Consider the following 22,203-nt stretch of genomic DNA (forward strand, 5'->3'; position numbering starts at 1 on the left):
CAGCAAAGCGCTAAGCCCGGCCATTAAGTGCCGGGCATGTTTTGTATAAAGTTGTTATTGTCGTCTTTGCTTTTCTTAAATTCCAGCTTGCCAAACTTATACAGGAAGCTGATGCCGAAAGAACGGTAAGGAATCCAGGTAGTGTTATAAGCCAGGTAATTAAGGCTGTTAATGGTAATTACCTGCGACACGTACCTGCTGAATGGATTAGTAGCCGTAAGGCCGATGCTGGCGTTTTTGTTCCAGAACTGTTTACGCAGTGCCAGTGTATACGTTAATGATTGCGGACGTTTACCCTGGATGGTATTAATGCTGGAATTATAATTACCAAACGCTTCTACTATCAGGTCTTTAGGCAATGTGTAGCTGCCATTCAGGTTAAAGCGGTAGTTGGTGCCATTGGCTATATTGCCGTTAGGCAGGTTGTTTACTACCCTTCTCTGGAACACCATTACGTTACCGCGAAGGTTAAACTGCCTGGTAACAGGTACTGAGCCGGATAACATAAGGCCGGTATTATATTCCTTACCAATGTTCTGACGGTTGGTAACCGATACATTGGTGTATACAGAATCTCCCACAGTATAAGTGGGATAAAACAGGGTGTATGGCTTTAAGTCGTTGGTGTTGATGCGTTCCACCACTGCTAAGTAAATATTGCCGCCTTTGGGAAAGGTAAGACCATAGCCCAGTTCAAAATTATTGCCTATTTCAGGTTTCAGCAACGGGTTGCCGGTGGTGAAGTTATACGGATCGCTGCGGTTGATAAAGGGGTTTAACTCCTTATATTCCGGACGTTCCAGCCTGCGGCTATAGGTAAGTTTTACAAACTTTTTATCGCTGATGTGGCGTATAAAAGCAATGCTGGGCACCAGGGTGTTGTAGGAGGGGATAGTGGTGTTAGGAAAGTCAATCTGCAATGCTGTATGTTCAAAACGGGCTCCTGCTTTTACATCGAGGTAGTTAAACAGGGGAAAGGAAGCTGAAACATAACCTGCATATACTTTCATGTCGTAACCTAACTGGTACGACTGGCTGGGGTCGTAGGCATAATCATGCCCGTTAGCCGCCAGGTTGTTGATGGCAGAAGAGCTGTTAATATGCTGCCATACGGTTTTAACACCTGTTTCCAGAGATACTTTATCGCTAAGGGGATGTGTGTAATCTATGCTCAGGTTATGCTCATGGTCGGTACCCGGGTTATTGCTGAATGAGCCGGTATAAGGGGTGGGTTGCCCGGTATAGTTCTGGCTGAGTAGGTAACTGTTTTGCGGTGTGCCAAAACTGGCGCTGTATAACACGTTCAGTTCCTGGCCCTCTTTACGCAGCTTTTTCTGGTAACCTGCACTCCAGTCGAAGGAGTTGTTATGCGAGCGGCTGTTGGAATAACGGGTGGTATTTACGGTAGACAGTAGATTAGCGCTGGCATCCGTAGTCATTTGTTGTTGTGCAGTAATCCCCCCCAATGCGTTGCCAAAATAGCTGTAGCCGAAGGAAGCAGTGATATTGTCTTTTTTGCCGGGACTCCAGTCAAAACTTAACCCGGTTTGATAACTGTGCCTGGTAAAGTCGCTGCTGCCATCCTGAACAAGGCGGGTATAGTTTTTAGAAATAGTATCGTACGAGGTGCGATCCTGGTAAGAAGGCGTGCGGGAACTGAGTTGCGCATTGGCGTTAAAGAAACCGCTCAACCCCCAGTTGCCCTGGCGATAGTTGAGGTTTACCGAACCGGATTCGAAACGGGTGCCGGCCGAACCATTTACAGTGCCGTTAATGCCACGCAACCTGTTGTCTTTTAAAATAATGTTGATAATGCCGCCGGTGCCCTGTGCATCGTATTTAGCGCCGGGGCTGGTAATGGCTTCAATGCTTTTAATCTGGCTGGCAGGTATAGAAGCCAGGGCATCGGCCAGGCTGTTGCCAAAAGAACTGGAAGGCTTGCCGTTGATTAAAAAACGGATATTGGCATTGCCCTGTAATTCCACATTACCGTTAATATCCACATTTACCTGTGGCACCTTTCTTAATATATCAATAGCGCTGCCGCCTTGTGAAGTAACATCCTTTTCGGCATTAAACACCACTTTGTCTATTTTGTTCTCTACCAGTGGTCTGCTGGCTACAATGGTTACGCCTTGTAAATCGCTGATCTGTTTAACCAGTAATATATTACCCAGTGCCACTTGCTGACCTGCTTTAACCACTATGCTGTCCATTATTAAAGATGCATAGCCTATGTAGGTAACAGACACCTTATACAGGCCACTGCCCGCTACCGGTAGCGTAAAAGCGCCATTGGCTTTAGTGGTAATGCTGGCAATACTGGTTTTATTGTTGTTTTTATAAAGTGTTACTGTTGCGGCTGCTATGGCTTGCTGTTGGTCTTTATCCATCACGTTACCAGTGATGGCGGTACCCGCCGGGTTGGTTTGTGCATTAGCATAGCTTGCTGCCAGCATGATGCAACAAAGGGTCAGGCGTAGGAAAAGATTCATGAGTATTATTTTAGTCGGGTAAAACTAGCAGGGCAATCTGTAGACATTTTGAATTGCTCTGCCTGTTTTAGTAAGAAGCAGCCGGGCTGTGCTTGTGCCGGCTAAGCATTTTTTGAATACGGGGATACAGGAAGTAAGCTGCCTGTGTAGAAAGGATGCCAATGCCCGCACCGGCTATTACATCATGTAACCAATGTTTATCGTTATACAGGCGCAGGTAGCCGGTAGTGGCCGCCGCGGCGTAACCCGCAATACCATACCAGGGCGATACATCTTTGTATTCCATGCGTAAAAACTCTGCGTTGGCAAAAGCGGTGGAAGTATGGCCGGATGGAAACGACATCAGGTTGCTGTTGTCGGGCCTGTTTTCGTGCGTAGCATCTTTTATAGCAAAGGATGCGCCCCCCTGTAACAAAGTAGCCATGCCAAACAGCAGGGTTCTGTCTTTAAAATTATGTGCGCCCTTTACACCAGCCAGGTTAAGGCTATATACGGCCACGGCAGGCGCCCATTGCAAATAATTATCTACGCTTACATGGTTGGCCGGATTGATTTGCGAAACGCCCTGGTGTACATTATAGCTCCATTGCTGCAGGCGCGACACGTGCATGGCGGTGAAGCCGTAAACTGCCATAGCCGCGGGTATAATTACCGTGGTGGCTTTGGGGGTATACAATCGGGTGGAATCGTTATTTTGTGCAATAAGTGCAGGGGCATTGGATACAGTTACCAATAGCCACAGGAGGTAGTGTTTACGTGACATAGGATAAACCTAGCCGGAGATTCTGAAGAGAATCTGAAATTCCGTGGTTTGCAAGGATTTTCCGTTCTTTTTTTAGCTTTTATACAACAGTTTGCAGCACTTATCAGGTAGGAATGGCAAACTTATAGCCCATGCCGTAAACGGCTTTAATATAATCGGGGCAACCTGCCTGCTGCAGTTTTTTACGCAGGTTTTTGATGTGGGCGTATAAAAAGTCGAAGTTATCCGGCAGGCTCATATCATCGCCATACAAATGTTCAATAATAGAGTCTTTGGAAATAACCTTGTTTTTATTGCTGATGAAATACAATAGCAGGTCGTATTCTTTGCGGGTTAGATCGATAGGTACCTCATCCTTCATCAGTGTTTTACTGTGCAGGTCAATAGTGAGGTGATCGAGTTGCAGGATGCTGTTGCCGTTAAATACTTTGCGGCGTATAATGGCATCTACCCGTGCGCCCAGCTCGGAAAGGTGAAAAGGCTTGGCCAGGTAATCATCGGCACCCGATTTCAGGCCCAGTACTTTATCGTCGGTAGAATCTTTGGCAGAAATAATAAGCACACCGTCGGATTTGCCGTCGGCTTTCAGGGTTTTCAGCAGTTGCAGGCCGCTGCCACCAGGCAAACCAATGTCTAATATAATGCAGGCATAATCGAATACTTCCAGCTTTTCCAGGGCTGAATGGTAATCGTGAACGGCTTCGCAAAGAAAATGCTCGCTGCTCAGATAAGCTTTAATGCTATCTGCCAGTTCTTTTTCGTCTTCTACAATCAGCAATTTCATAAGGTAAATGTTATGGCAAATTCTGAATTTTTCCTGTACCCGGCCATTAAATGTTAGTCTTTTTTTTCTGATACGGCTTTGATAAACTTGCCGTTGGCGTCAAATAACAGGTCTTTTTTATTCACTTCTGGCAGAAAATTCTTTACCACCTTTTTCGAAACCTGCTTTTATGGCGGCAGGTGGTGTTTGAGCAGATGCTTCGAAAGTGATGCCTGCGGCTGTCACAATCAGAAATAGTAACTTCTTTTTCATGCATCAGTATTGAAAATGAAGCAAACCTAACTGTCGATTCTGTGGGAAAATTGAATTACAGGGTATGTTGCTGTTGTATTATTTATAGGTTATAAGAATATTAACAAACAGTTTTATGATTCAAAATTCAAAATGTCTTCAATATTGACCCGTTAGCTTGCAACAAATGAATACTAAATTTTAATACTAATAATTATATGAAGCGAGTAAAAGCGAAAGTGCTATTAGTGATAGCATTACTGATAGCAGGTACTACAGAGGCACAAATAGATACACCTGCTTATCAACTGGTGAAGAAAATAAGTTTATCGGGGGATGGTAAGTGGGATTACCTGAAAATAGATGATGAACAAAAGCGTTTGTTTGTATCGCATTTTGATAGAGTACATGTAGTGGACCTGAATACGGGTAAACAAATAGGAGAGATTGACAGCCTAAACGGCGTGCATGGTGTTGCCCTGGTAAAAGCTTTGGAGAAAGGGTATATTACCAACGGTACTGTCAATACTGTAACTGTATTTGATTACAATACTTTCCAAGTGATTAAAACTATTAAGGTGAGTGGTGTAAAGCCAGATTGCGTGATTTTTGATAAAGTATCTGATAAGATCTATGCTTTCTGCGGCGATTCGCACAGCGTTTCTATTATCGATCCTCATACCAACACAGAAACAGGTACTATCGAACTGGGGGGGAAACCTGAGTTTGCAGTACCAGATGACAAGGGGCTTATATTCAACAACCTGGAAGATAAAAATGAAGTAGTGGTGATTGATGTAAAACTGGCTAAAATTGTGCGCCGTTACGCGCTGAAAACGGGAGTGGCACCTACCGGTATTACTATTGATAACTCTACGGGCAGACTATTTGTAGCCTGTAAAGAAAGCCGCAACCTGCTTGTGCTGGATGCGGCTACCGGTAATCAGGTTGATGAGTTGCCTATTGGCGGGAAGGTAGATGGGGTAGTGTATGAAAAAGAGCTGAAACTGATCATTACTTCTAATGGGGAAGGTAATGCCAGCATTATTCAACAGGATGGTGCTGACAGCTACAAAGTAATACAGACTTTACAAACACGGCCAGGTATGAAAACTTTGGCATACAGTGGAAATACTCACCAGATTTTTCTGAGTGGTGCTGAAATAAAAGATGGGACTATACAGCAAGGCACGTTTGGTGTGGCTGTCTATGGTTCTGCCAGATAGAATTGATATAACTAATGTTTCCATATCTATCGTTTATCTGTCTCCTTTTGGAGACAGATTTTGTTGCAGCCTGCCAGAAAATGCTGGCAGGTTATGGATAGCTACAGGGTTTTGAGGAAGTTTAACAGCTGGTTACGGTCGGCTTTGGAAAGCTGCATGTATTGCTGTTTGGCTTTAGTGGCTTCGCCGCCATGCCATAGAATGGCTTCTTCTATAGTACGTGCGCGACCATCGTGGAGGTAGTAAGGTATGCCATTGGTTTTTTCAAATAGCCCGATGCCCCATAAAGGCATGGTACGCCATTCGTTGCCGGTGGCCAGGAAGTCGGGCCGTCCGTCAGATAAGGCACTGCCCATGTCATGCAGCAGCAGGTCGGTGTAGGGATGAATACGTTGTGTGCCCATTTGTATCGCTACATTGGCATCGGTTTGTATGGTTTGTCTGTGGCAACTGGCGCAATTCACCTGTATAAATAATTGTTCGCCACCCCTGTTTTCGTTTACACTACGGCGGGCAGGCACAGCCAGTGTTTGTACGTAATAAGTAACATAACGCAATACCGTATCGGGTAACTCAGGATCATCGGTAAGCTGATCGGCCTGCGATTGACCATATACGCTTTCTTTAGGAAACAGGTAGCTGGTAATTCCCATATCCTGCTGGTAAGCGGCGGCTACCTGGGTAAGCAGGGTAGAGGTATTGGCTTTTAAACCAAAGCGACCCAGCTCTTTTTTGCCGGTAGCGGGGTTGTACACATAGTTAGGTTTGCCGCTGATGCCATCGCCATTGGCGTCGTTTTCATCCGCATAATCAGTGATGGTCTGGTCTGGAATACTTTCCAGCAAACCCGCGCCAAATACCGGTGGCGCCAGGCGTGGGGATAGCATGTAGCCGGCAGGCAAGGGTATGTACGAGCTGGCTACGGTATAGGAAGGTTTACGAAGGGTTGCCACGCTACCATCAGGGTAGGTGACTAATGAATCGGCATAACTGATATTTATTTTTACTTCTGGTTGTACATTAATCAATGCCCTGTCCTGCAATTGCAAACCAAAGCCGGGTACTGCTACGGGGCCACCGTTTTCATCCATGCCGGGTAAGCTGGTTCTGAATAGCAGCGATGAACGTATGTCGCCGGCAGTAGGGGTGCCTTTACCATCATTGTGGTGGCAGGATATACAGGATACATTGTTAAACACCGGACCCAGCCCGCCAAACAATGGTGCCGGGCTGGATACGAATGTTTGAGAAAAATCACCATCTCCTATACCATGCACCCTTGCATTGCGTTCGCTTAAACCATCGAACGAATGCGTGAAGGCTTTGGACGTTTCATCAAAAACTGTTGCTGCACCACCACTCAGCCGGTCGTCGTACCCGCTGTCGGGGAACAAACCTGCTTTGTTACACATGGTGAATAAGGTTACCAGTATAATAAGGGCGCTGAGTACAAACAACTTTTTCATGAGACGAGTAAGAAAGGGTAATTAATCTTTAATGTATTGCAGGATAAAGGCGTCCAGTTCTGATAACGTTGATTTCAGCGACTTATCAGCTGCGTTTTCGCTCACCAGCAGGGTCATCGTTTGATTGATGGCGGCAGACTGGTTCAGGATCGCATCTTCATAATATCCTTTAATGTTGTCGAATGAGTTGATAGCAGCTGTAAGACTGGCTTGTATACGGTTATCCAGGTCTTTGTTTTTAGCAGCGATCAGTACATTTAAACCAGTGCTGCCATTAATGCCAATATATACATTCTGGATGCCAATAATGTTGTTTTTGAAGTCGATGGTAGAGTTACCGGAGTAAGGTGATTCTACTTTTTCCGGGGCTTTTTGTTCAAAAGGTTCCAGCATTTTACCGCCGCCTACTTCATCACAAATACCGATAAGGCCATTGTCTACCAGGGCAGAAAATACTTCTTTACGGGTTTTGTATTTGCCGTTGGCAGAAGGTGTAGCTACCTGTGCAGCAAAGTTGTCTGCGCCGGTGGTCCAGCTGTCGTACAAATTGTTACAGATGTTTACTACATCGGCGCTCAGGCTTAACATGTATTGCTTTTGGCGGGCAGTGATATCGGTTGCCTTACGGTCGCCGTGGTTGCCAAAGATGATATACTCAATCGGGTGAAAACCTTTTAAAGCATCGTCGTAACCCTGTATTTCTGCCAGGCTTAAAGTTTTGCTGTTGTCGGCCAGTACAGCATCCATCTGTGTGTAATCTGTAGGCCAGGTATCCATGCTGGGATCGTAGTCGTTGTCTTCTACAGGGCCTATCAAAAAGCCTTCGCACTGTTCCCATACCAGGCGCAATGCTTTCCAGTTGGTGCGGGCTGTGGTAAGGTTGGCTTCTGTGGCTGAACTATTTAATGCCACCAGGGAAGTGTTCAGATTGGCTGCAGCTGTTTTTAAATCCAGGTAGCTTTTTACAGCCACCTTGGCGGTGAAATCGCTCAACACCTGTTGTTCCAGGGTGGTGAAGTCGGTAGTGGTGCTGGTGTCATCTGATTTCTTGCAGGACGATGCCAGCACTAATGTAGCCAGGCATATTCCCATGCTCAATTGTTTCATAAAAGTGTTATTTCTTTAAATAGATAATGATAGCATCCTGGTTAACGGATGTCGGGTATTGTGTTAAAGCTTCTTCGGCAGGGCCTTTGGTTACTTTGCCTTCTTTGGTAAAAGTGCTGCCATGCTCACTGCACACATAGCCATTGCCGGTTACCTGCAATCCGTTTTCCTGGTGGGTGCATTGCAGCAATAAAGCGCTATAGGTGCCATCTTCTTTTTTGCGTACAGCGATATCAAAATAAGTACCTGCGGGCCTTACAATTTGTAAGGATGACTGCGCAAACAATGCCACGGGTAAACTCACGGTATTGTTCACTACCGGTGTTTTGGTTACCTGGTAAGTGGCAGGGCTGCAACCGGCTAACGTATGTGTGAGGTAACCAGCGGCTCCCAGCAAACAAACCCGGCAGGATGATTTTAAAAAGTCTCTGCGCTGCATAACGGTATATTTAAATAGTATATCAGAAAGAATAACCGATGCCCAGGTTAATGAGCTGGTTGTTTTGCTGATAAGGTAAAGCGTTAGGTGGTGGGTTCACAATCAAGGCTTCGTTTTGCTTACCGGTATGTACAAACCGCACATCTGCTTTCACTACCACGTTAGGAACAGGCAGGTAGCTAAAGCCGGCTATTACATGCGTTTGCTGTAATGTGCCATCGTAGCGGTCTTTCTGGCCGTTGGGGAGGGTGGAATTAAGGTCCAGCCGCTCGGTACGTACAAAGGTGATAAACTGATCCTGCTTGTGACGGCGATACAGCCAGTCGTAACCCACTTCGGCATAAGCGCCATACATGGCCGATGCAATGTCTTTACCGTATGCCTGGTAAATTTTATGTGCATCGGGGTAGGATACATATACGGCCAGTGCTTTGAAAGAAAGGCCGTGGTTAGACCATTGCATATTGCCTTCGGTAAGATATACCGGTGTACCAAAAGTGCCCCCTTTCAGGCCTACGTTCAGACTGTCGGCAGCGCGTTGCGATAAGCCTACCGTACCGCCCATATAGCCGGATACCTGGAATTTAAAATTACCGGGATTGTATTGTAAAGAAGCGGTTAGTGCCAGGTTATTGGCCAGGGCATAGCTGCCTTCGGCACGTGCGCCCATTAAACCGGTGGAGTGTTCCAGCCCGGCGCTGTTTAAACCATTGACCAACGCCACGCTATAGTTAATGGGCATGCGGTTGGCTGAACCATAAAAGCCTACACCTACCTCGCGCCAGGTGGCGGGTATCACATAGGTTTCTACCTGGGTTCTTTCCACGCCGTTAAAGTTTACGGGCAGGTGGTTTTCGTTTAATATACCTATGCGGGGTACAAAAAGGCCCGCCACTATATATTGTTTGGGATTGAGGTTGAATTTTAAAAATGCCTGCTCCATCGCAATTTCTCCCGCGCCGCTTTCGCCCGCAGTTACTTTGGCATTTTCAAATTCCAGCTCGGAGAAGAACGAGATTTTACGGTTAAACTGGTGGCCTACAAACAAAACCGCCCGTTCCAGGCTGGCTCTGGCCACAGAAAGGTTGTTGTTGCGTTGGTAATAGGCGCTTCCGTAACCGGAAACCACTGTTTTGTTTTTATTAAGGCCGGCGTTGAGCGAGTCTTCATTGGTCATCACCAATTGCTGGGCTTGTGTTCGATACTGGGCCTGGGTAGATACAGAAAAAGCCAGGCAGGCAGTAATGAAACAACCTGTTATCTTTTGCATGTCTTGTCTTATAGTAGTAGGGCGCAAAATTAGCGGTAGGGAGAAGGCCCGGTTTTACCATATCGGGAATAAATTATTCTTTTAATTTTCCGGATCTCGATATGGATAAATGGCGAATCTTCAGAAAGTCTTTAGAATTGATTGTTATGGATTTATTGTAAGAATGAGGGGATGGATGAGCCGTATAAAGGGGCTGCTAAACCGGAAAAGAGAGATGCTGATAAATATCATTTTTTTTATGGGTATTCTTTCTCTGAATCTATATTTATATAGGTAAGGGATCTCTGTTCTGTTGAATTCAATATAAACACTTTATTGAATTCTATTTTTTACTGTTTTCACAATAGGTGGAAAGAAGCCATGTTAAAGCAGATGTAGCGGGCAGTGTGAGGAGGGATGAAGTTATCCGCTGAATGCAGGGGTAGTTGGAGGGAGCAATGCTGCCAGATAGTGATCCCTGCAAAGTACAATTACAACTATACTTTGCAGGGATTGTTATTAAAAATCAGTGCCACTGTTCCAATACAATACGGTATTGAATTTCATGTGTACAAAACCGCTTTCGTTGCAGGCTATGAACAATTGAATCAGGGAATTGATCATTTGCTGATAGGATGGGTGACCAGGCAGGGGAATATACGAAGAGGACAATAGCTGTCCTTTCAGACCTTCAAAATCCAACGTTTGTGTGTTGGGGAAGATAGCTGTTTCAAAACCACCGGGCAGGAAGAAATCGGAAATAGCGTATTCGTTAATTTTTTCCGGCATCTTCTCTTCGCCTTTATATTCGTCTTTTAATTGCAGGTAGCGGGTCATAAAAGGCGTATCTACCTGCGGTATATTCCAGGCCAGCACCACGTGGCCACCTGGTTTCAGTATACGGCGAAACTCTTCTTTGGTAGCAATGGGGTCCAGCCAATGGAAAGCCTGGGCCACGGTGATAAGGTCCTGCGATTGTGCAGGCAGGGCAGTTTCTTCGGCCCGGTTGCGCAGGCTGGTGAATGCGGAATATTTACTCAGCTTGGCTTCTGCTGCTTCTGCCATTTCCACGTTGGGTTCCACACCGGTAACTGCATATCCTTTTTTCAACAGCAACTCACCAAACAAGCCGGTGCCTGATCCTATATCTGCTACGGATGCAGATTCCGGAAGGGCAAATCTTGTTTCCAGGAATGGTACCAGGGCTTCGGGATAACCCGGCCTGTACTTCATATAGTTTTCCGCGCGGTTAGAAAAGCGGGATATGGAATTGTATGTGATCTCCTCTACCATAATAATCTCTTTTTCGATGTAAATGATTCCTTTGCGCTTAATAAGTTGTTGCCAGCTTTATTACGCGTTGTGTTTAAATAGCGTTTTGCTCCTTGGTCACTTTGGCGGTCCAATGTCCGGGCCGCGAAGTTATTGTTTATTATAGCAAGAATTGCCTGTTTTAATATGACCATTCCATGGATGTAAAAGGTAATAGCCACCTGCTGCATTGCAGGCGCTGAAAAGGTGTATAAAGCTTGCATGGGTTGTTGTACGTTCAACATCGGTGCTGCGCGGGCAGGCAACCTGTAATGGGATATAGAATAAAGCGGAACATATATATCATATACAACCTTGTTATACCGTGCCCTTATATAAAAGTACAGGTGACTTACGGTAATGTGCGGGGCAAAAATACAATAGTGGAGACGATAAAACAATAAAAGTCCATTGAAAAGGTGGGTTTTTTGTTTTCTTTAGGAAATAGTACTGATAAGCTTTTAGGAAGCTTGTTTGCTTTCAGAGAAATTGTTGAACCAGCTATCCTGTTGCGCGCCGGCTTGTTTTATATAAAGTTATCGTGTTAACGTGGTGAATAATTATTATATTTATTATCATTCATTTTAATTGCTTATTGCTAATGAAACTTGCTTCCACCCTCCGTACACAAATCCTTTACCTGTTTGGCCTGTTATGTATAGGCTGTAGCCTTTATGCACAGCCGGTAGTTACCTGGAAAGCCCGGTGGATAGAAGCAGGGTACCCGGAGGATAGTGTTCACCGGCCAGCTATCTATTTTCATAAAGCCTTCATCCTGAATAAGAAGGTGAAGAGTGCCCGTGTATATATTACCAGCCGGGGGTTATATGAAGGGCAGGTGAACAGGCAGCGTATAGGCCAGGCTTATCTAACACCGGGCTGGACCAGCTACAACAAACGGCTGCAATACCAGGAGTATGATGTAACGTCGTTAGTAAAAACGGGCGCAAACGCATGGAATGTGTGCCTGGGCGATGGCTGGTATAGGGGAGCTATGGGTTTTAACGCACATAGGGATCGTTATGGGAAAAGCCTTGCTTTGCTTTGTCAGCTGGAAATTACTTATCAAAACGGCAAAAAGGATATCATCTGTTCTGACAGTAGCTGGGCATGTTCAGAAGGGCCTATCCGTTCTGCTGAAATTTATGCCGGGGAAACAGTAGATGCAAGAGTGCAGGCTGTATATGATAAGCCCGTTCGGATAACTAACTATCCTTATGATAATATTATCGCTACAGAAAATGAATTGATTACCAGACACGAGACTTTTAAGCCCCTTCCCATCATCACCACGCCCAAAGGAGAGAAGGTGATTGATTTTGGACAAAACCTTACTGGTTGGGTTATGGTAAAAGCAAGAGGTAAAGCGGGTAGTGTTATTACTATTCGTCACGCAGAGGTATTGGACAAGGCAGGTAACTTCTATACCGAAAACCTGCGCTCAGCACAGGCCACTGCCACCTATACACTTGCTGGCACAGGGGAAGAGTTGTTAGAACCGCATTTTACTTATTTCGGCTTTCGCTATATCGCAGTAGAAGGCTATCCTGGTGAATTAAACCCGGACGACTTTACAGCGGTAGCCTTATATTCTGATATGAAGCCCACCGGCTTTTTTGAATGCTCCAACCCGTTGCTGAACCAGTTACAGCATAATATACAATGGGGCCAGCGGGGCAACTTCCTGGATGTTCCTACGGATTGTCCACAACGCGATGAACGATTGGGGTGGACAGGAGATGCGCAGGTATTTTTCCGAACAGCTGCTTTTAACTTTGATGTAAAGAAGTTCTTTAGTAAATGGCTGAAAGATGTAGCAGCCGATCAGCGTGCTGATGGTGGTGTGCCCTGGGTGGTGCCTAACTGTATTGGCTACTATGGAAGTTCGGCTGGCTGGGGCGATGTAGCTACCATTATACCCTGGAACATGTACCTGGTGTATGGAGATAAACAGGTGTTGGAAAACCAGTATACCAGTATGAAAGGCTGGGTAGATTATATGACCCTTAACAGTAATGATGATCTATGGAACAAAGGCGGTCATTTTGGAGATTGGCTAAGTTATCGCTCGCCTGATGATGATGGTTCGGATGCCATCACGGATAAATACCAGATTGCCCAGTGTTTTTACGCTTATTCTACGCAGTTGCTTTCCAATGCTGCCTCGGTGCTGGGTAAAACGGAAGATGTGAAAAAGTATGAAGCGTTACTCAGCCGTATTAAAGCGGCCTTTAACCGCGAGTATGTAACTGCCAGCGGAAGGCTGGTAAGCAATACACAAACCGCTTATGTGCTGGCGCTGGAGTTTGATCTGTTGCCGGAGCAGTTGCGGCCAACGGCTGCCAGATACCTGGTGGATAATATACGGGCTTATAGCAACCATCTTACTACAGGTTTCCTGGGAACGCCTTACCTGTGTCATGTATTAAGCCGTTTTGGTTATACAGATGTGGCTTACCAGTTATTGTTACAGGAAACGTTTCCTTCCTGGTTATACCCGGTGAAAAAAGGAGCTACTACTATCTGGGAGCGTTGGGATGGTATTAAAACCGATGGCTCGTTTCAAACCGAAAGAATGAACTCTTTCAATCACTATGCGTATGGTGCTATTGGCGACTGGATGTACCGTGTGATGGCGGGTATTAACACAGACAGCAGCGCACCGGGTTATAAAAAAATCATCATCAAGCCGCAGCCGGGTGGTGGCCTAACCTATTGTAAGGCCGGCCTGCAAACGCAATATGGTAGCGTAAGTGTGCATTGGCGTATAGAAAGCAATCATGTAGTATTGGACGTGGAAGTGCCGGAAAATACCACCGCTACAGTGTATGTGCCAGATGTAAAGGGCTCCGTGATAAAAATGGCGGAGGTAAAATCGGGCAAACATCATTTTGAATAAGTTGGTATGAGAATGCATGGTCTTATTGCTATTGCATGGGCTATGCATTCCGGTATTCCTGTTGTTGCATGCCCGTTATCAGGGATGTGACTTATATCCCTTTAATATAATCTACCATCTTCTTACGAAAAGCTTCATTTGGTATAAAATCGCTGCCTGCCAATGCGTTGGAAGCTGCATGCTGGCTTTTATTGGTAGCCGGTATTACGCAGGTTACAGCGGGGTGGGATATAATGTATTTGAGTATAAAGCCGGGCCAGGTAGTAATATCCTGTTCTATGGCCCAGGGCGGCAGGGTTTTGTTTTGGACGGTTTGTAACATACTGCCTTCGCCAAAGGGGCGGTTGATGAGCGTGGCTACCTGGTTGTGCATCGCTGTTTGTAACAGGTATTCTTCGGCATGCCGGTTAAACAGGGAGTAGTTGAATTGCACAAAGTCAATGTCATGTTCTGAGTTCAGTATGTTGGCCAGCTCTTTATGGCTGCTATCGCGGTAATGGGTAATGCCTATGTAACGAATGGTACCTTCTTCTTTCATTTTACGCAGCTGGGGCAGGTGCGCTTTCCAGTCTACCAGGTTGTGAATCTGCATCAGGTCAACTGTTTTACGACCCATCCTGTCAAAAGATTGTTGCATTTGTTGGATGCCTTGTTGCAGGCCTGTTGTCCAAACCTTGGTGGCATAAAAATAGTTGTCGCGTAAGGGGGCATTACTGGTTACTGTTCCTATGGCTGCTTCTGCTTTACCATACATTGGTGAACTGTCTATCAGCCTTCCACCATGTACATCCCACGCATGCAGTACTTTTGTGCAGTTTTCCAGTTCTGCCTGGCCGGATACATCAAAGGTTTGCCAGGTGCCTAAGCCAATTACAGGAATTTTTTCGCCACTGGAAGGAATTGTGCGTTCAAGCATGATAAGATCAATTGAAGTGATGAAGGTTGCTGCCCGGCACCTGATACAGGTGTAGTGTGCCAGGATGGAATGTAAATTAACAAACATTCCGGTTTTTACAAGAAGCAGGAGAGGAGATGTGTGCGGCAAATAAAAACAGCCGGCATATACAATGCCGGCTGCTGCTATCTAACTATCACTACTATGTGTTATTATAACTCCCTTACCCAGATATTCCGGAAACTGATGGGCTCACTTTTATCGCCATGTGCCTGTAGTTTAATTGGGGCCGCGCCATGCGCCTGGGTATAAGCGGGCTTGCCAATATACTGTGTGGGGCCTTCCAGTGTTTGATGGTTTTGCACCAGTATGCCGTTAAAGAATACGGTGATGTTTGCCGGTGATTGTAAGGTGGCATCCTGTTTAAATACGGGGGCAGTCCAGATAACATCATAGGTTTGCCATTCGCCGGGTTTACGGGAAGGGTTGGCCAGTGGTGGATGTTGTTTATAAATGCTGCCTGCCATACCGTTTACATAGGTGCTGTTGGCATAAGAGTCGAGTATCTGTAACTCATAACCGGGATCGCCTTGCCCCAGGGAAGCCAGGAACAAACCGCTGTTGCCGCGTGCCTGCCCTTCGCCGGTAATGTTGGCGGGTACACGCCATTCTATATGCAACTGGTAGTTGCGGAACAGGCGTTTGGTTTCAATATTGCCAGCGGCTTTGTTAACGGTGATGATGCTGTCTTTTACTACCCATCCGGCGGGTTGGGTGCGGTCTTTATTGGATACCCATTCCGAAAGGTCTTTGCCATTGAACAGGATAATCGCATCCGATGGGGCAGTGGTTACCGTTGCTGCACCGGGGGCTACTTTGGGGGGAACAGGTTGCCACACTTCTGTGTCTTCCGGTTTGGCTGGCTGCTGTGCCTGTGAGCAACAGATATTGCCTGCCAGTATAACTGTTATCAACAATGGAATTTTCATACGGGGCTGCTGTTGGTTTATGCTAATAATACGTTTTTTAAATAGCGGCAGCTTTCTGTAATGCTGGCATAAGGATCTATTTTAAAATTCTCCTGCTCAATGATATAGTGTTGAATGCCTGCCAGCTTCGCTTCTTTGAAAATGCTTTTAAAATCCACCTGTCCTTTGCCTACTTCCGTGTTCAGCTTGTTGTCGGCTTTATCCATGTCTTTTACATGCACCATGGTAAAGCGGCCGGGATGTTTTTTAAACCAGCTGATGGGGTCTTGTCCGGCGCGTACCACCCAATATAAATCCATTTCAAAATCTACTAAGGAGGCGTCTGTTTCTTTTAACAACACCTGATACAGGGAAGTGCCACCAATTTGTTCAAATTCAAAATCGTGGTTATGATAAGCCATCTTTAAACCGGCCTTTTTAATCCTTTCGGCGGCGGTGTTTACTTTGGCGGCAATAGATTGTAAATCAGCTGCTGTCTGGCGGAATTTAGCATTCACATAAGGCAGGGTAACATATTGATGGCCCAGTGTTTTAGAGGCTTCTATAGCGGCATCTACTTCTTCCAGTGAGCCGGTGCTTAACAGTTGGTCCATGTTGTAGTGTCCGCTCGGTGCTTTTAAACCATGTGCTTTTAACAGTTGTTTCAGCTCAGTGGCGCTCAGGCCCCAGAAGCCATTGGCTTTGCTAAAGCCGTATAATTCTACCTCGTTGTAACCGGCGGCAGCCACTTTGGCTATTACACCTTTTACATCTTTGGGTAGTTGTTCGCGTAAGGTATATAGTTGTAAGCCTGCCACAGATTTTGTTTTTGCATGTGCTAATTGAGGGGCTAAAATAACGCCGGCACCCAATAAACCGGCTTTTGTTAAAAAGTTTCTCCTGGTTATCATAATAAACAATCGTTAATGGATAATACAATGTTATTAAATGTCGCATAGCTGCACACACTTGCGCAGAGATGCCATTTTATCTGTAGCCTGTGGTATAAACTCCTGTGCCACATAGCCTTTAAAGCCTGTTGCTACTATAGCCCGCATAATGGCAGGGTAGTAAAGTTCCTGCGATTCGTCAATTTCATGCCTGCCGGGTACACCGCCGGTATGATAATGGGCAATGTGCTGGTGAAATTGGCGGATGTTGGTGATCACATCACCTTCATCTATCTGCATATGGTAAATATCGTATAGCAGTTTAAAGTTTTCCGATCCCACCTTCTGGCAAAGTTCAGCGCCCCACCAGGTGCGGTCGCACTGGTAGTCTTTATGGTTGAGTTTGCTGTTGAGCAGCTCCATTACCAGCACCACGTTGTGCTTTTCGGCCAGGTGTATTATTTTTTGCAAACCGGTAACGCAGTTTTGCCAGCCTTCTTCATCACTGAGGTGGCGCTTGTTGCCGCTGAAACAAATAAGGTTGGTGTAGCCTGCTTTGGCTACCAGCGGTATCATTTCGGAATATTGCTTTACTAAAGTGTCGTGATTGCTTTTTTCGTTGAAGCCATCTACCAGGTTTATTTCAGCACCGTTGCACATGGTGGAATGCAGGCCGTACTTTTTCAGGGTGTCCCATTCTTTGGGGCCTACCAGGTCAATGCCTTTTAAGCCTATGTCTTTAGCGCCGGCACAAAAGGCATCCAGGGGTATGTCGCTGTAGCACCAGCGGCAGGCGGAGTGGTTGATGTTTCCTTTTAAGGTCATGGTGGTATTAGCTGATGGGTTATCCTGCGTGTAGGCACTTAATAAATTGCCTGTAGATAAGGCAGCTGTGCCACCCAGCAGGTTTTTAATAGCGGTTCTCCGGTTCCATTTCATACAAAAACAATTATCTGTTGTTACGAGATTTCGGGATGCAGGTTTTGCGATGTGCCTTTGCTGGCCTGATTGTGTTCAGTAGCAGCCGGCTGATCGCGGAAGCCTAACAGAAATAACACCAATACTACTGCAGCAATGGCAGCAGGTATCAGCCATATAGGTGTCCACTGGTGAACATCGCCAATTTTATGTTTATCTACTATAGGGCCTGATATGGAAAAGCCTATAAACATGCCTACCCCATAGGTGGCTAATGTAATAAAGCCCTGTGCGGCGCTTTTAAACTGGCTGCCGGCAAGGTTGTCGGTATATATCTGCCCGGTTACAAAGAAGAAATCATAACAGATGCCGTGCAGTACAATGCCTGCTATCAGCATCCAGTAATTGGCATCGGCATTACCGTAGGCAAAGCATACATAGCGCAACACCCAGGCCAGCATACCTATGGCCAGCATTTTCTTTACACCCAGCCGGGAAAAGAACAAGGGCATCAGGGCCATAAACAGTAATTCAGAAACCTGTCCGAATGCCTGTTTACCAGCGGCACCTTTCATGCCTACCTCGTTTAAAAAAGGATTGGTGAAATTATAATAGAAAGCCAAGGGGATGCAGATGGCTACAGAAGCCACGAAGAAGGTGCGGTACGATTTATTTTTCAGTAAGCGAATGGCGTCCAGGCCCAGTATTTCACTTACAGATGTTTTTGTGTTTTTCTTTAAAGGGGGGGTGTCGGGTAGCGTAAAGCTGAACACACCCAGCATCAGCGAAGCAACAGCGGCGGTTTTAAAAGTAAGATCCAGCGTGCCGCTTTTTTCCCAGCCCATGTATCCGATGGCAAAACCTGCTATAATCCAGCCAAGGGTGCCCAGTACGCGAATAGGAGGAAACTCTTTCCCGGGGTCGGCCATTTGCCGGAAAGAAATAGAGTTTACCAACGCCAGCGTGGGCATGTATACGATCATATACAGTAGCACATAAGGGTAAAAACCGGCAAAGTTGCCGGCGGTGGGCATCAGCCATAACAGGGCTGCACCTGCCAGGTGCAGCACACCCAGTATTTTTTGGGCGCTAAAAAAACGGTCTGCTATTAACCCGATGATAAACGGGGCAACAATAGCGCCGATGGCTTGTGTCAGGTAAGCTACTCCTACGTCAGTAGCATTGGTTTTCAGGTTGTTAAAAAGGTAAGTGCCTAGTGTAACAAACCAAGCGCCCCAGATAAAAAACTCCAGGAACATCATGGTAGAAAGTTTGGTTTTAATGGCAATTGTCATGGCAACGTTATTTTATAGAGAGTATGTACTTCACCATTGCTTTGGCATCATCCGTTGAAAGGGCGGGGTGTGGTGTCATAGGCACTTGCCCGAAACTTCCCTGCCCGCCTTTGATAATTTTAGAAGCCAGTGTGTCTATATCCGCAGTGGTATATTTTTTCGATATTTCCTCATAGGAGGGGCCTACCAGTTTCTCACGTACCTTATGACAAGATAAGCAATCCGATTGAGCCATCAGTTCTACTGCCCTGGGAGCGTTCCCGCCCTGGTTTTCTGTGCCCAGTTTGCCGGCAGTGTCCTGCGCGGCATTGGTATTTTGTGCCACGGCTGCTTTATCGTTAGCAGAAGCGCTATCGGCGCCAGGCAAATTGGAAGAAGAACCTCCGCAAGCCACCAGGGCTGCGCAGGTAAATGCGATCAATGCTATTGTTCCTGTTTGTTTCATCTTGCGCAATTACGGTTATTGAATACCTAATATCTTTCGTTGTAATGTTTGATCAACGCCAGCGGCGGCAAAGTCGTCAAAGGGGTGATCGGTTACGCGAATAATATGATTTTTAATAAAAGGTGCGCCTTCCCGTACACTGTCTTCCGGGTGTTTTAAAGCGCATTCCCATTCCAGCACGGCCCAGCCGGGAAAATCATATTGGGCCAGTTTGCTGAATACCGATTTAAAATCCACCTGCCCATCGCCCAGTGAGCGGAAGCGGCCTGCGCGGTTGAGCCAGCTTTGGTAACCGCCATATACGCCCTGCCTACCCGTGGGGTTAAACTCTGCATCTTTTACATGCATCATTTTAATGCGGCTGTGGTAGATGTCTATATACTCCAGGTAATCCAGGCACTGCAACACAAAATGCGAAGGATCGTACAGCAGGTTAGCGCGTGTGTGCTGGTTCACCTTATCCAGGAATAGTTCGTAGCTGCTGCCATCGTGCAGGTCTTCACCGGCGTGTATTTCATAACACAGGTCAATACCGCATTCATCATAATAGTTCAAAATGGGCAGCCATCTTTTGGCCAGTTCGTTAAAGGTGGTTTCTACCAGCCCTGCGGGCCGTTGTGGCCAGGGATACATAAAGGGCCATGCCAGCGCACCGCTGAAAGTTGCGCTGGCGCTAAGGCCCAGATTTTGGGAAGCTTTGGCGGCGTAACGCAGCTGCTGCACGGCCCATTGCTGGCGTGCGGCCGGGTTGCGTTGATAAGCGGCTGGTGCAAAGGCATCGAACAAATCGTCGTATGCGGGATGCACGGCTACCAGTTGGCCCTGTAAATGGGTGGATAGCTCGGTTATTTCCAGGCCGTATTCCTGTACAATGCCTTTTATTTCCTCTGCATAGGTTTTGCTTTCGGCAGCCTTTTGCAAATCAATGAAGCGAGCATCGTTGGTAGGTATCTGCAATCCTTTATAACCCAGGCTGGCAGCCCAGCCTGCTATGGATGATAAACTGTTAAATGGCGCTTCATCTCCTATAAACTGGGCTATGAATAGCGCAGGGCCTTTAATTGTTACCATAGATTAATCAATTATGAATGGGGTCCATTTAATATCACTTTTACCGGAAGTGATGACATGCTCAATAAATGCCATGCCCCGTATGCCTTCTTCTATGCCGGGATAGTCCAGTGCTTCGGCAGATGCTGTTTGGTTGGCCAATGCTGCGCGAATGGTTAACGCAAAATTGTGGTAGAGGTTAGCAAATGCTTCCAGGTATCCTTCAGGGTGTCCGGCAGGTGTGCGTGTGTTGTGCGTGGCTACACTGCTGGTGTAGCTGCCGCCGGTACGCCATGTTTCAGCCGGTTTATCGGGCCAGCGTACAGTGAGTGAGTTGGCGTTATTCTGCTGCCATTCCAGGCCGCCTTTCTCGCCGTATATACTTACCTGTATATTGTTCTCTGCGCCGGTGGCTATTTGGGTGGCCACCAGCACGCCGCTGGCACCGCCTTCAAACTTCAGCAGCACAGCGCCATCATCATCCAGCTGGCGGCCTGCTACTACGGTATTGATATCGGCGCAAAGGTGCGACAGGCTGCAACCGCTCACATATTCGGCCAGGTTAAAAGCATGTGTGCCTATATCGCCCATAGCGCCGGCGATGCCACTTTTAGAAGGGTCGGTGCGCCACGCGGCCTGTTTGTTGCCGGTGCCTTCTTCCAGCTGGCTTAACCAGCCTTGTGCATACTGTACATATATTTTACGCACCTTGCCTATAGCACCTGTGGCTACCAGCCTGCGTGCTTCTTTCACCATCGGGTAGCCCGTGTAGGTATGCGTAAGGCAAAGCTGTTTGCCGCTGGCTTGCATCACTGCTTTCAGCGCAAGCGCTTCTTCGAGTGAAAAGGTGGCGGGTTTGTCCAGTATTACATGAAACCCGTTTTTCAATGCCAGTTTAGCTGGCTGAAAATGCAGGTGATTAGGGGTTACTATACTGATTACCTGTGCGCGTTGCTGTTCGGGTAACTGTAGCTCGTGTGCTATCAATTCCTCGTAACTGCCGTAGGTGCGTGTTTCTTCCAGGCCAAGGGTAGCACCCATGGCTTTTGATTTGGCGGCATCACTGCTAAAAGCGCCGCACACCAGCTGGTAATCATCATCTATACGTGCAGCAATACGATGTACTGCACCTATAAATGCACCGGGGCCACCGCCTATCATTCCTAATCGTAGTTTCATAGTCATCTCTTTTATGCTAAAGCCCAGGCCTTATCGCCTTTTTTATACGGATAGTTGCCATCGTACTTGCCGGGTACCGGCACGTAACGCAGGGCTTGCTTACAACCTACTTCTGATGTAAAGAAACCCAGCAGTGTAAGTTGCTTTATCATAGTGAAGTAGTGGTTGGGCTCGTCTTTTTTCTTGTTCTTATTGTATTCTTTCGCTTCTTTATCCAGTTGGGTCAACAACTCCAGGCGTTGCTCCTTACTGGCATCCATAAAGTCTTTTTTGTATTTTTCTTTACAGCTGTTGTTGAGTTGGGTCAAGCCTTTTTTAAATGTTTCCTGGTCTTTATCGCTGTAACAATCGCGCACCATCACAGCCATAAAGCTGCCTACATCGGCCGCTTTAGCGCCTGGCGTGGTTGTTTGCGGTAAGATGGTTTCGCCTGCTTCGTTTAAAAAAGCAATGGTGTCTTTTTCAAACAAATTCTCTGTGTTAACGGTGCCGTGGTTTTTACAGCCCGATAAAAAGAATTCTGCGCCTATGATGGAGCCGCCTACCAACACGGCTACCCGGCTCAATGCTTCTCTTCTGTTCATAGTTGTATG

At 46.4% G+C, this 22,203-nt stretch carries 20 protein-coding genes; 2 read left to right on the plus strand and 18 right to left on the minus strand.

Going from position 1 to position 22,203, the window contains the following annotated elements; genetic code table 11:
- Positions 1 to 23: 23 nt before the first annotated feature.
- The 4 genes from FLA_RS07350 to FLA_RS31940 form a co-directional block, all read right to left on the minus strand.
- On the minus strand, positions 24 to 2,495 hold the full coding sequence (locus tag FLA_RS07350; protein ID WP_076379909.1) for a TonB-dependent receptor domain-containing protein: 2,472 nt from the start codon (positions 2,493 to 2,495) through the stop codon (positions 24 to 26).
- Positions 2,496 to 2,562: 67 nt separating this feature from the next.
- Positions 2,563 to 3,258: a phosphatase PAP2 family protein gene (locus FLA_RS07355; protein ID WP_076379908.1), complete on the minus strand. Its 696-nt coding sequence runs from the start codon at positions 3,256 to 3,258 to the stop codon at positions 2,563 to 2,565.
- Between the two features lie 103 nt (positions 3,259 to 3,361).
- The gene (locus tag FLA_RS07360; protein ID WP_076379907.1) at positions 3,362 to 4,042 is read right to left on the minus strand and encodes a response regulator transcription factor; all 681 of its coding nucleotides are present in this window, start codon (positions 4,040 to 4,042) and stop codon (positions 3,362 to 3,364) included.
- 117 nt (positions 4,043 to 4,159) lie between these two features.
- Complete coding sequence (locus FLA_RS31940; protein WP_262495963.1) at positions 4,160 to 4,294, minus strand: hypothetical protein; 135 nt, start codon at positions 4,292 to 4,294, stop codon at positions 4,160 to 4,162.
- A 197-nt stretch (positions 4,295 to 4,491) separates the two neighbouring features.
- Between FLA_RS31940 and FLA_RS07365 the strand changes: the two genes are divergently transcribed.
- Positions 4,492 to 5,499 carry a YncE family protein gene (locus tag FLA_RS07365; RefSeq protein ID WP_076379906.1) on the plus strand — a complete coding sequence of 336 codons (1,008 nt, stop codon included), beginning with the start codon at positions 4,492 to 4,494 and terminating at the stop codon, positions 5,497 to 5,499.
- Positions 5,500 to 5,600: 101 nt separating this feature from the next.
- Here the strand turns inward: FLA_RS07365 and FLA_RS07370 are convergent, their stop codons facing one another.
- The 5 genes from FLA_RS07370 to FLA_RS07390 form a co-directional block, all read right to left on the minus strand.
- Positions 5,601 to 6,965 (minus strand): di-heme oxidoreductase family protein, encoded by a 1,365-nt coding sequence (locus FLA_RS07370; RefSeq protein WP_076379905.1) that lies wholly within the window; start codon positions 6,963 to 6,965, stop codon positions 5,601 to 5,603.
- 21 nt (positions 6,966 to 6,986) lie between these two features.
- Positions 6,987 to 8,072, minus strand: coding sequence for an imelysin family protein (locus FLA_RS07375; protein WP_084206287.1), 1,086 nt, complete (start codon positions 8,070 to 8,072; stop codon positions 6,987 to 6,989).
- A gap of 7 nt (positions 8,073 to 8,079) precedes the next feature.
- Entirely contained in the window at positions 8,080 to 8,511 is a 432-nt protein-coding gene (locus tag FLA_RS07380; protein WP_084206286.1) for a Rieske 2Fe-2S domain-containing protein, read from the minus strand.
- Positions 8,512 to 8,533: 22 nt separating this feature from the next.
- On the minus strand, positions 8,534 to 9,781 hold the full coding sequence (locus FLA_RS07385) for a hypothetical protein (RefSeq protein ID WP_076379902.1): 1,248 nt from the start codon (positions 9,779 to 9,781) through the stop codon (positions 8,534 to 8,536).
- Between the two features lie 498 nt (positions 9,782 to 10,279).
- Complete coding sequence (locus tag FLA_RS07390; RefSeq protein ID WP_076379901.1) at positions 10,280 to 11,053, minus strand: class I SAM-dependent methyltransferase; 774 nt, start codon at positions 11,051 to 11,053, stop codon at positions 10,280 to 10,282.
- A 619-nt stretch (positions 11,054 to 11,672) separates the two neighbouring features.
- On the opposite strand from FLA_RS07390, the gene FLA_RS07400 reads away from it, so the two are divergent.
- Entirely contained in the window at positions 11,673 to 13,970 is a 2,298-nt protein-coding gene (locus tag FLA_RS07400) for a family 78 glycoside hydrolase catalytic domain (RefSeq protein WP_076379899.1), read from the plus strand.
- A gap of 91 nt (positions 13,971 to 14,061) precedes the next feature.
- Here FLA_RS07400 and FLA_RS07405 read toward each other — a convergent pair whose 3' ends face one another.
- The 9 genes from FLA_RS07405 to FLA_RS07445 form a co-directional block, all read right to left on the minus strand.
- Complete coding sequence (locus FLA_RS07405) at positions 14,062 to 14,886, minus strand: aldo/keto reductase (protein WP_076380203.1); 825 nt, start codon at positions 14,884 to 14,886, stop codon at positions 14,062 to 14,064.
- 191 nt (positions 14,887 to 15,077) lie between these two features.
- Positions 15,078 to 15,854: a 3-keto-disaccharide hydrolase gene (locus FLA_RS07410; protein WP_076379898.1), complete on the minus strand. Its 777-nt coding sequence runs from the start codon at positions 15,852 to 15,854 to the stop codon at positions 15,078 to 15,080.
- A 17-nt stretch (positions 15,855 to 15,871) separates the two neighbouring features.
- Positions 15,872 to 16,744: a sugar phosphate isomerase/epimerase family protein gene (locus FLA_RS07415; RefSeq protein WP_076379897.1), complete on the minus strand. Its 873-nt coding sequence runs from the start codon at positions 16,742 to 16,744 to the stop codon at positions 15,872 to 15,874.
- A gap of 33 nt (positions 16,745 to 16,777) precedes the next feature.
- The gene (locus FLA_RS07420) at positions 16,778 to 17,662 is read right to left on the minus strand and encodes a hydroxypyruvate isomerase family protein (RefSeq protein WP_076379896.1); all 885 of its coding nucleotides are present in this window, start codon (positions 17,660 to 17,662) and stop codon (positions 16,778 to 16,780) included.
- 20 nt (positions 17,663 to 17,682) lie between these two features.
- A complete protein-coding gene (locus FLA_RS07425) occupies positions 17,683 to 18,936 on the minus strand; it encodes a nucleoside permease (RefSeq protein WP_076379895.1) in 1,254 nt (417 codons plus the stop codon).
- 7 nt (positions 18,937 to 18,943) lie between these two features.
- Positions 18,944 to 19,381, minus strand: coding sequence for a c-type cytochrome (locus tag FLA_RS07430; RefSeq protein WP_076379894.1), 438 nt, complete (start codon positions 19,379 to 19,381; stop codon positions 18,944 to 18,946).
- 15 nt (positions 19,382 to 19,396) lie between these two features.
- On the minus strand, positions 19,397 to 20,452 hold the full coding sequence (locus FLA_RS07435; RefSeq protein ID WP_076379893.1) for a sugar phosphate isomerase/epimerase family protein: 1,056 nt from the start codon (positions 20,450 to 20,452) through the stop codon (positions 19,397 to 19,399).
- A 3-nt stretch (positions 20,453 to 20,455) separates the two neighbouring features.
- A complete protein-coding gene (locus FLA_RS07440; protein ID WP_317043530.1) occupies positions 20,456 to 21,610 on the minus strand; it encodes a Gfo/Idh/MocA family protein in 1,155 nt (384 codons plus the stop codon).
- A gap of 11 nt (positions 21,611 to 21,621) precedes the next feature.
- Positions 21,622 to 22,194, minus strand: a complete 573-nt coding sequence (locus FLA_RS07445; RefSeq protein ID WP_076379891.1) for a gluconate 2-dehydrogenase subunit 3 family protein — start codon at positions 22,192 to 22,194, stop codon at positions 21,622 to 21,624.
- Positions 22,195 to 22,203 lie beyond the last annotated feature (9 nt).

The sequence above is a fragment of the Filimonas lacunae genome (assembly GCF_002355595.1).
GTDB lineage: Bacteria > Bacteroidota > Bacteroidia > Chitinophagales > Chitinophagaceae > Filimonas > Filimonas lacunae.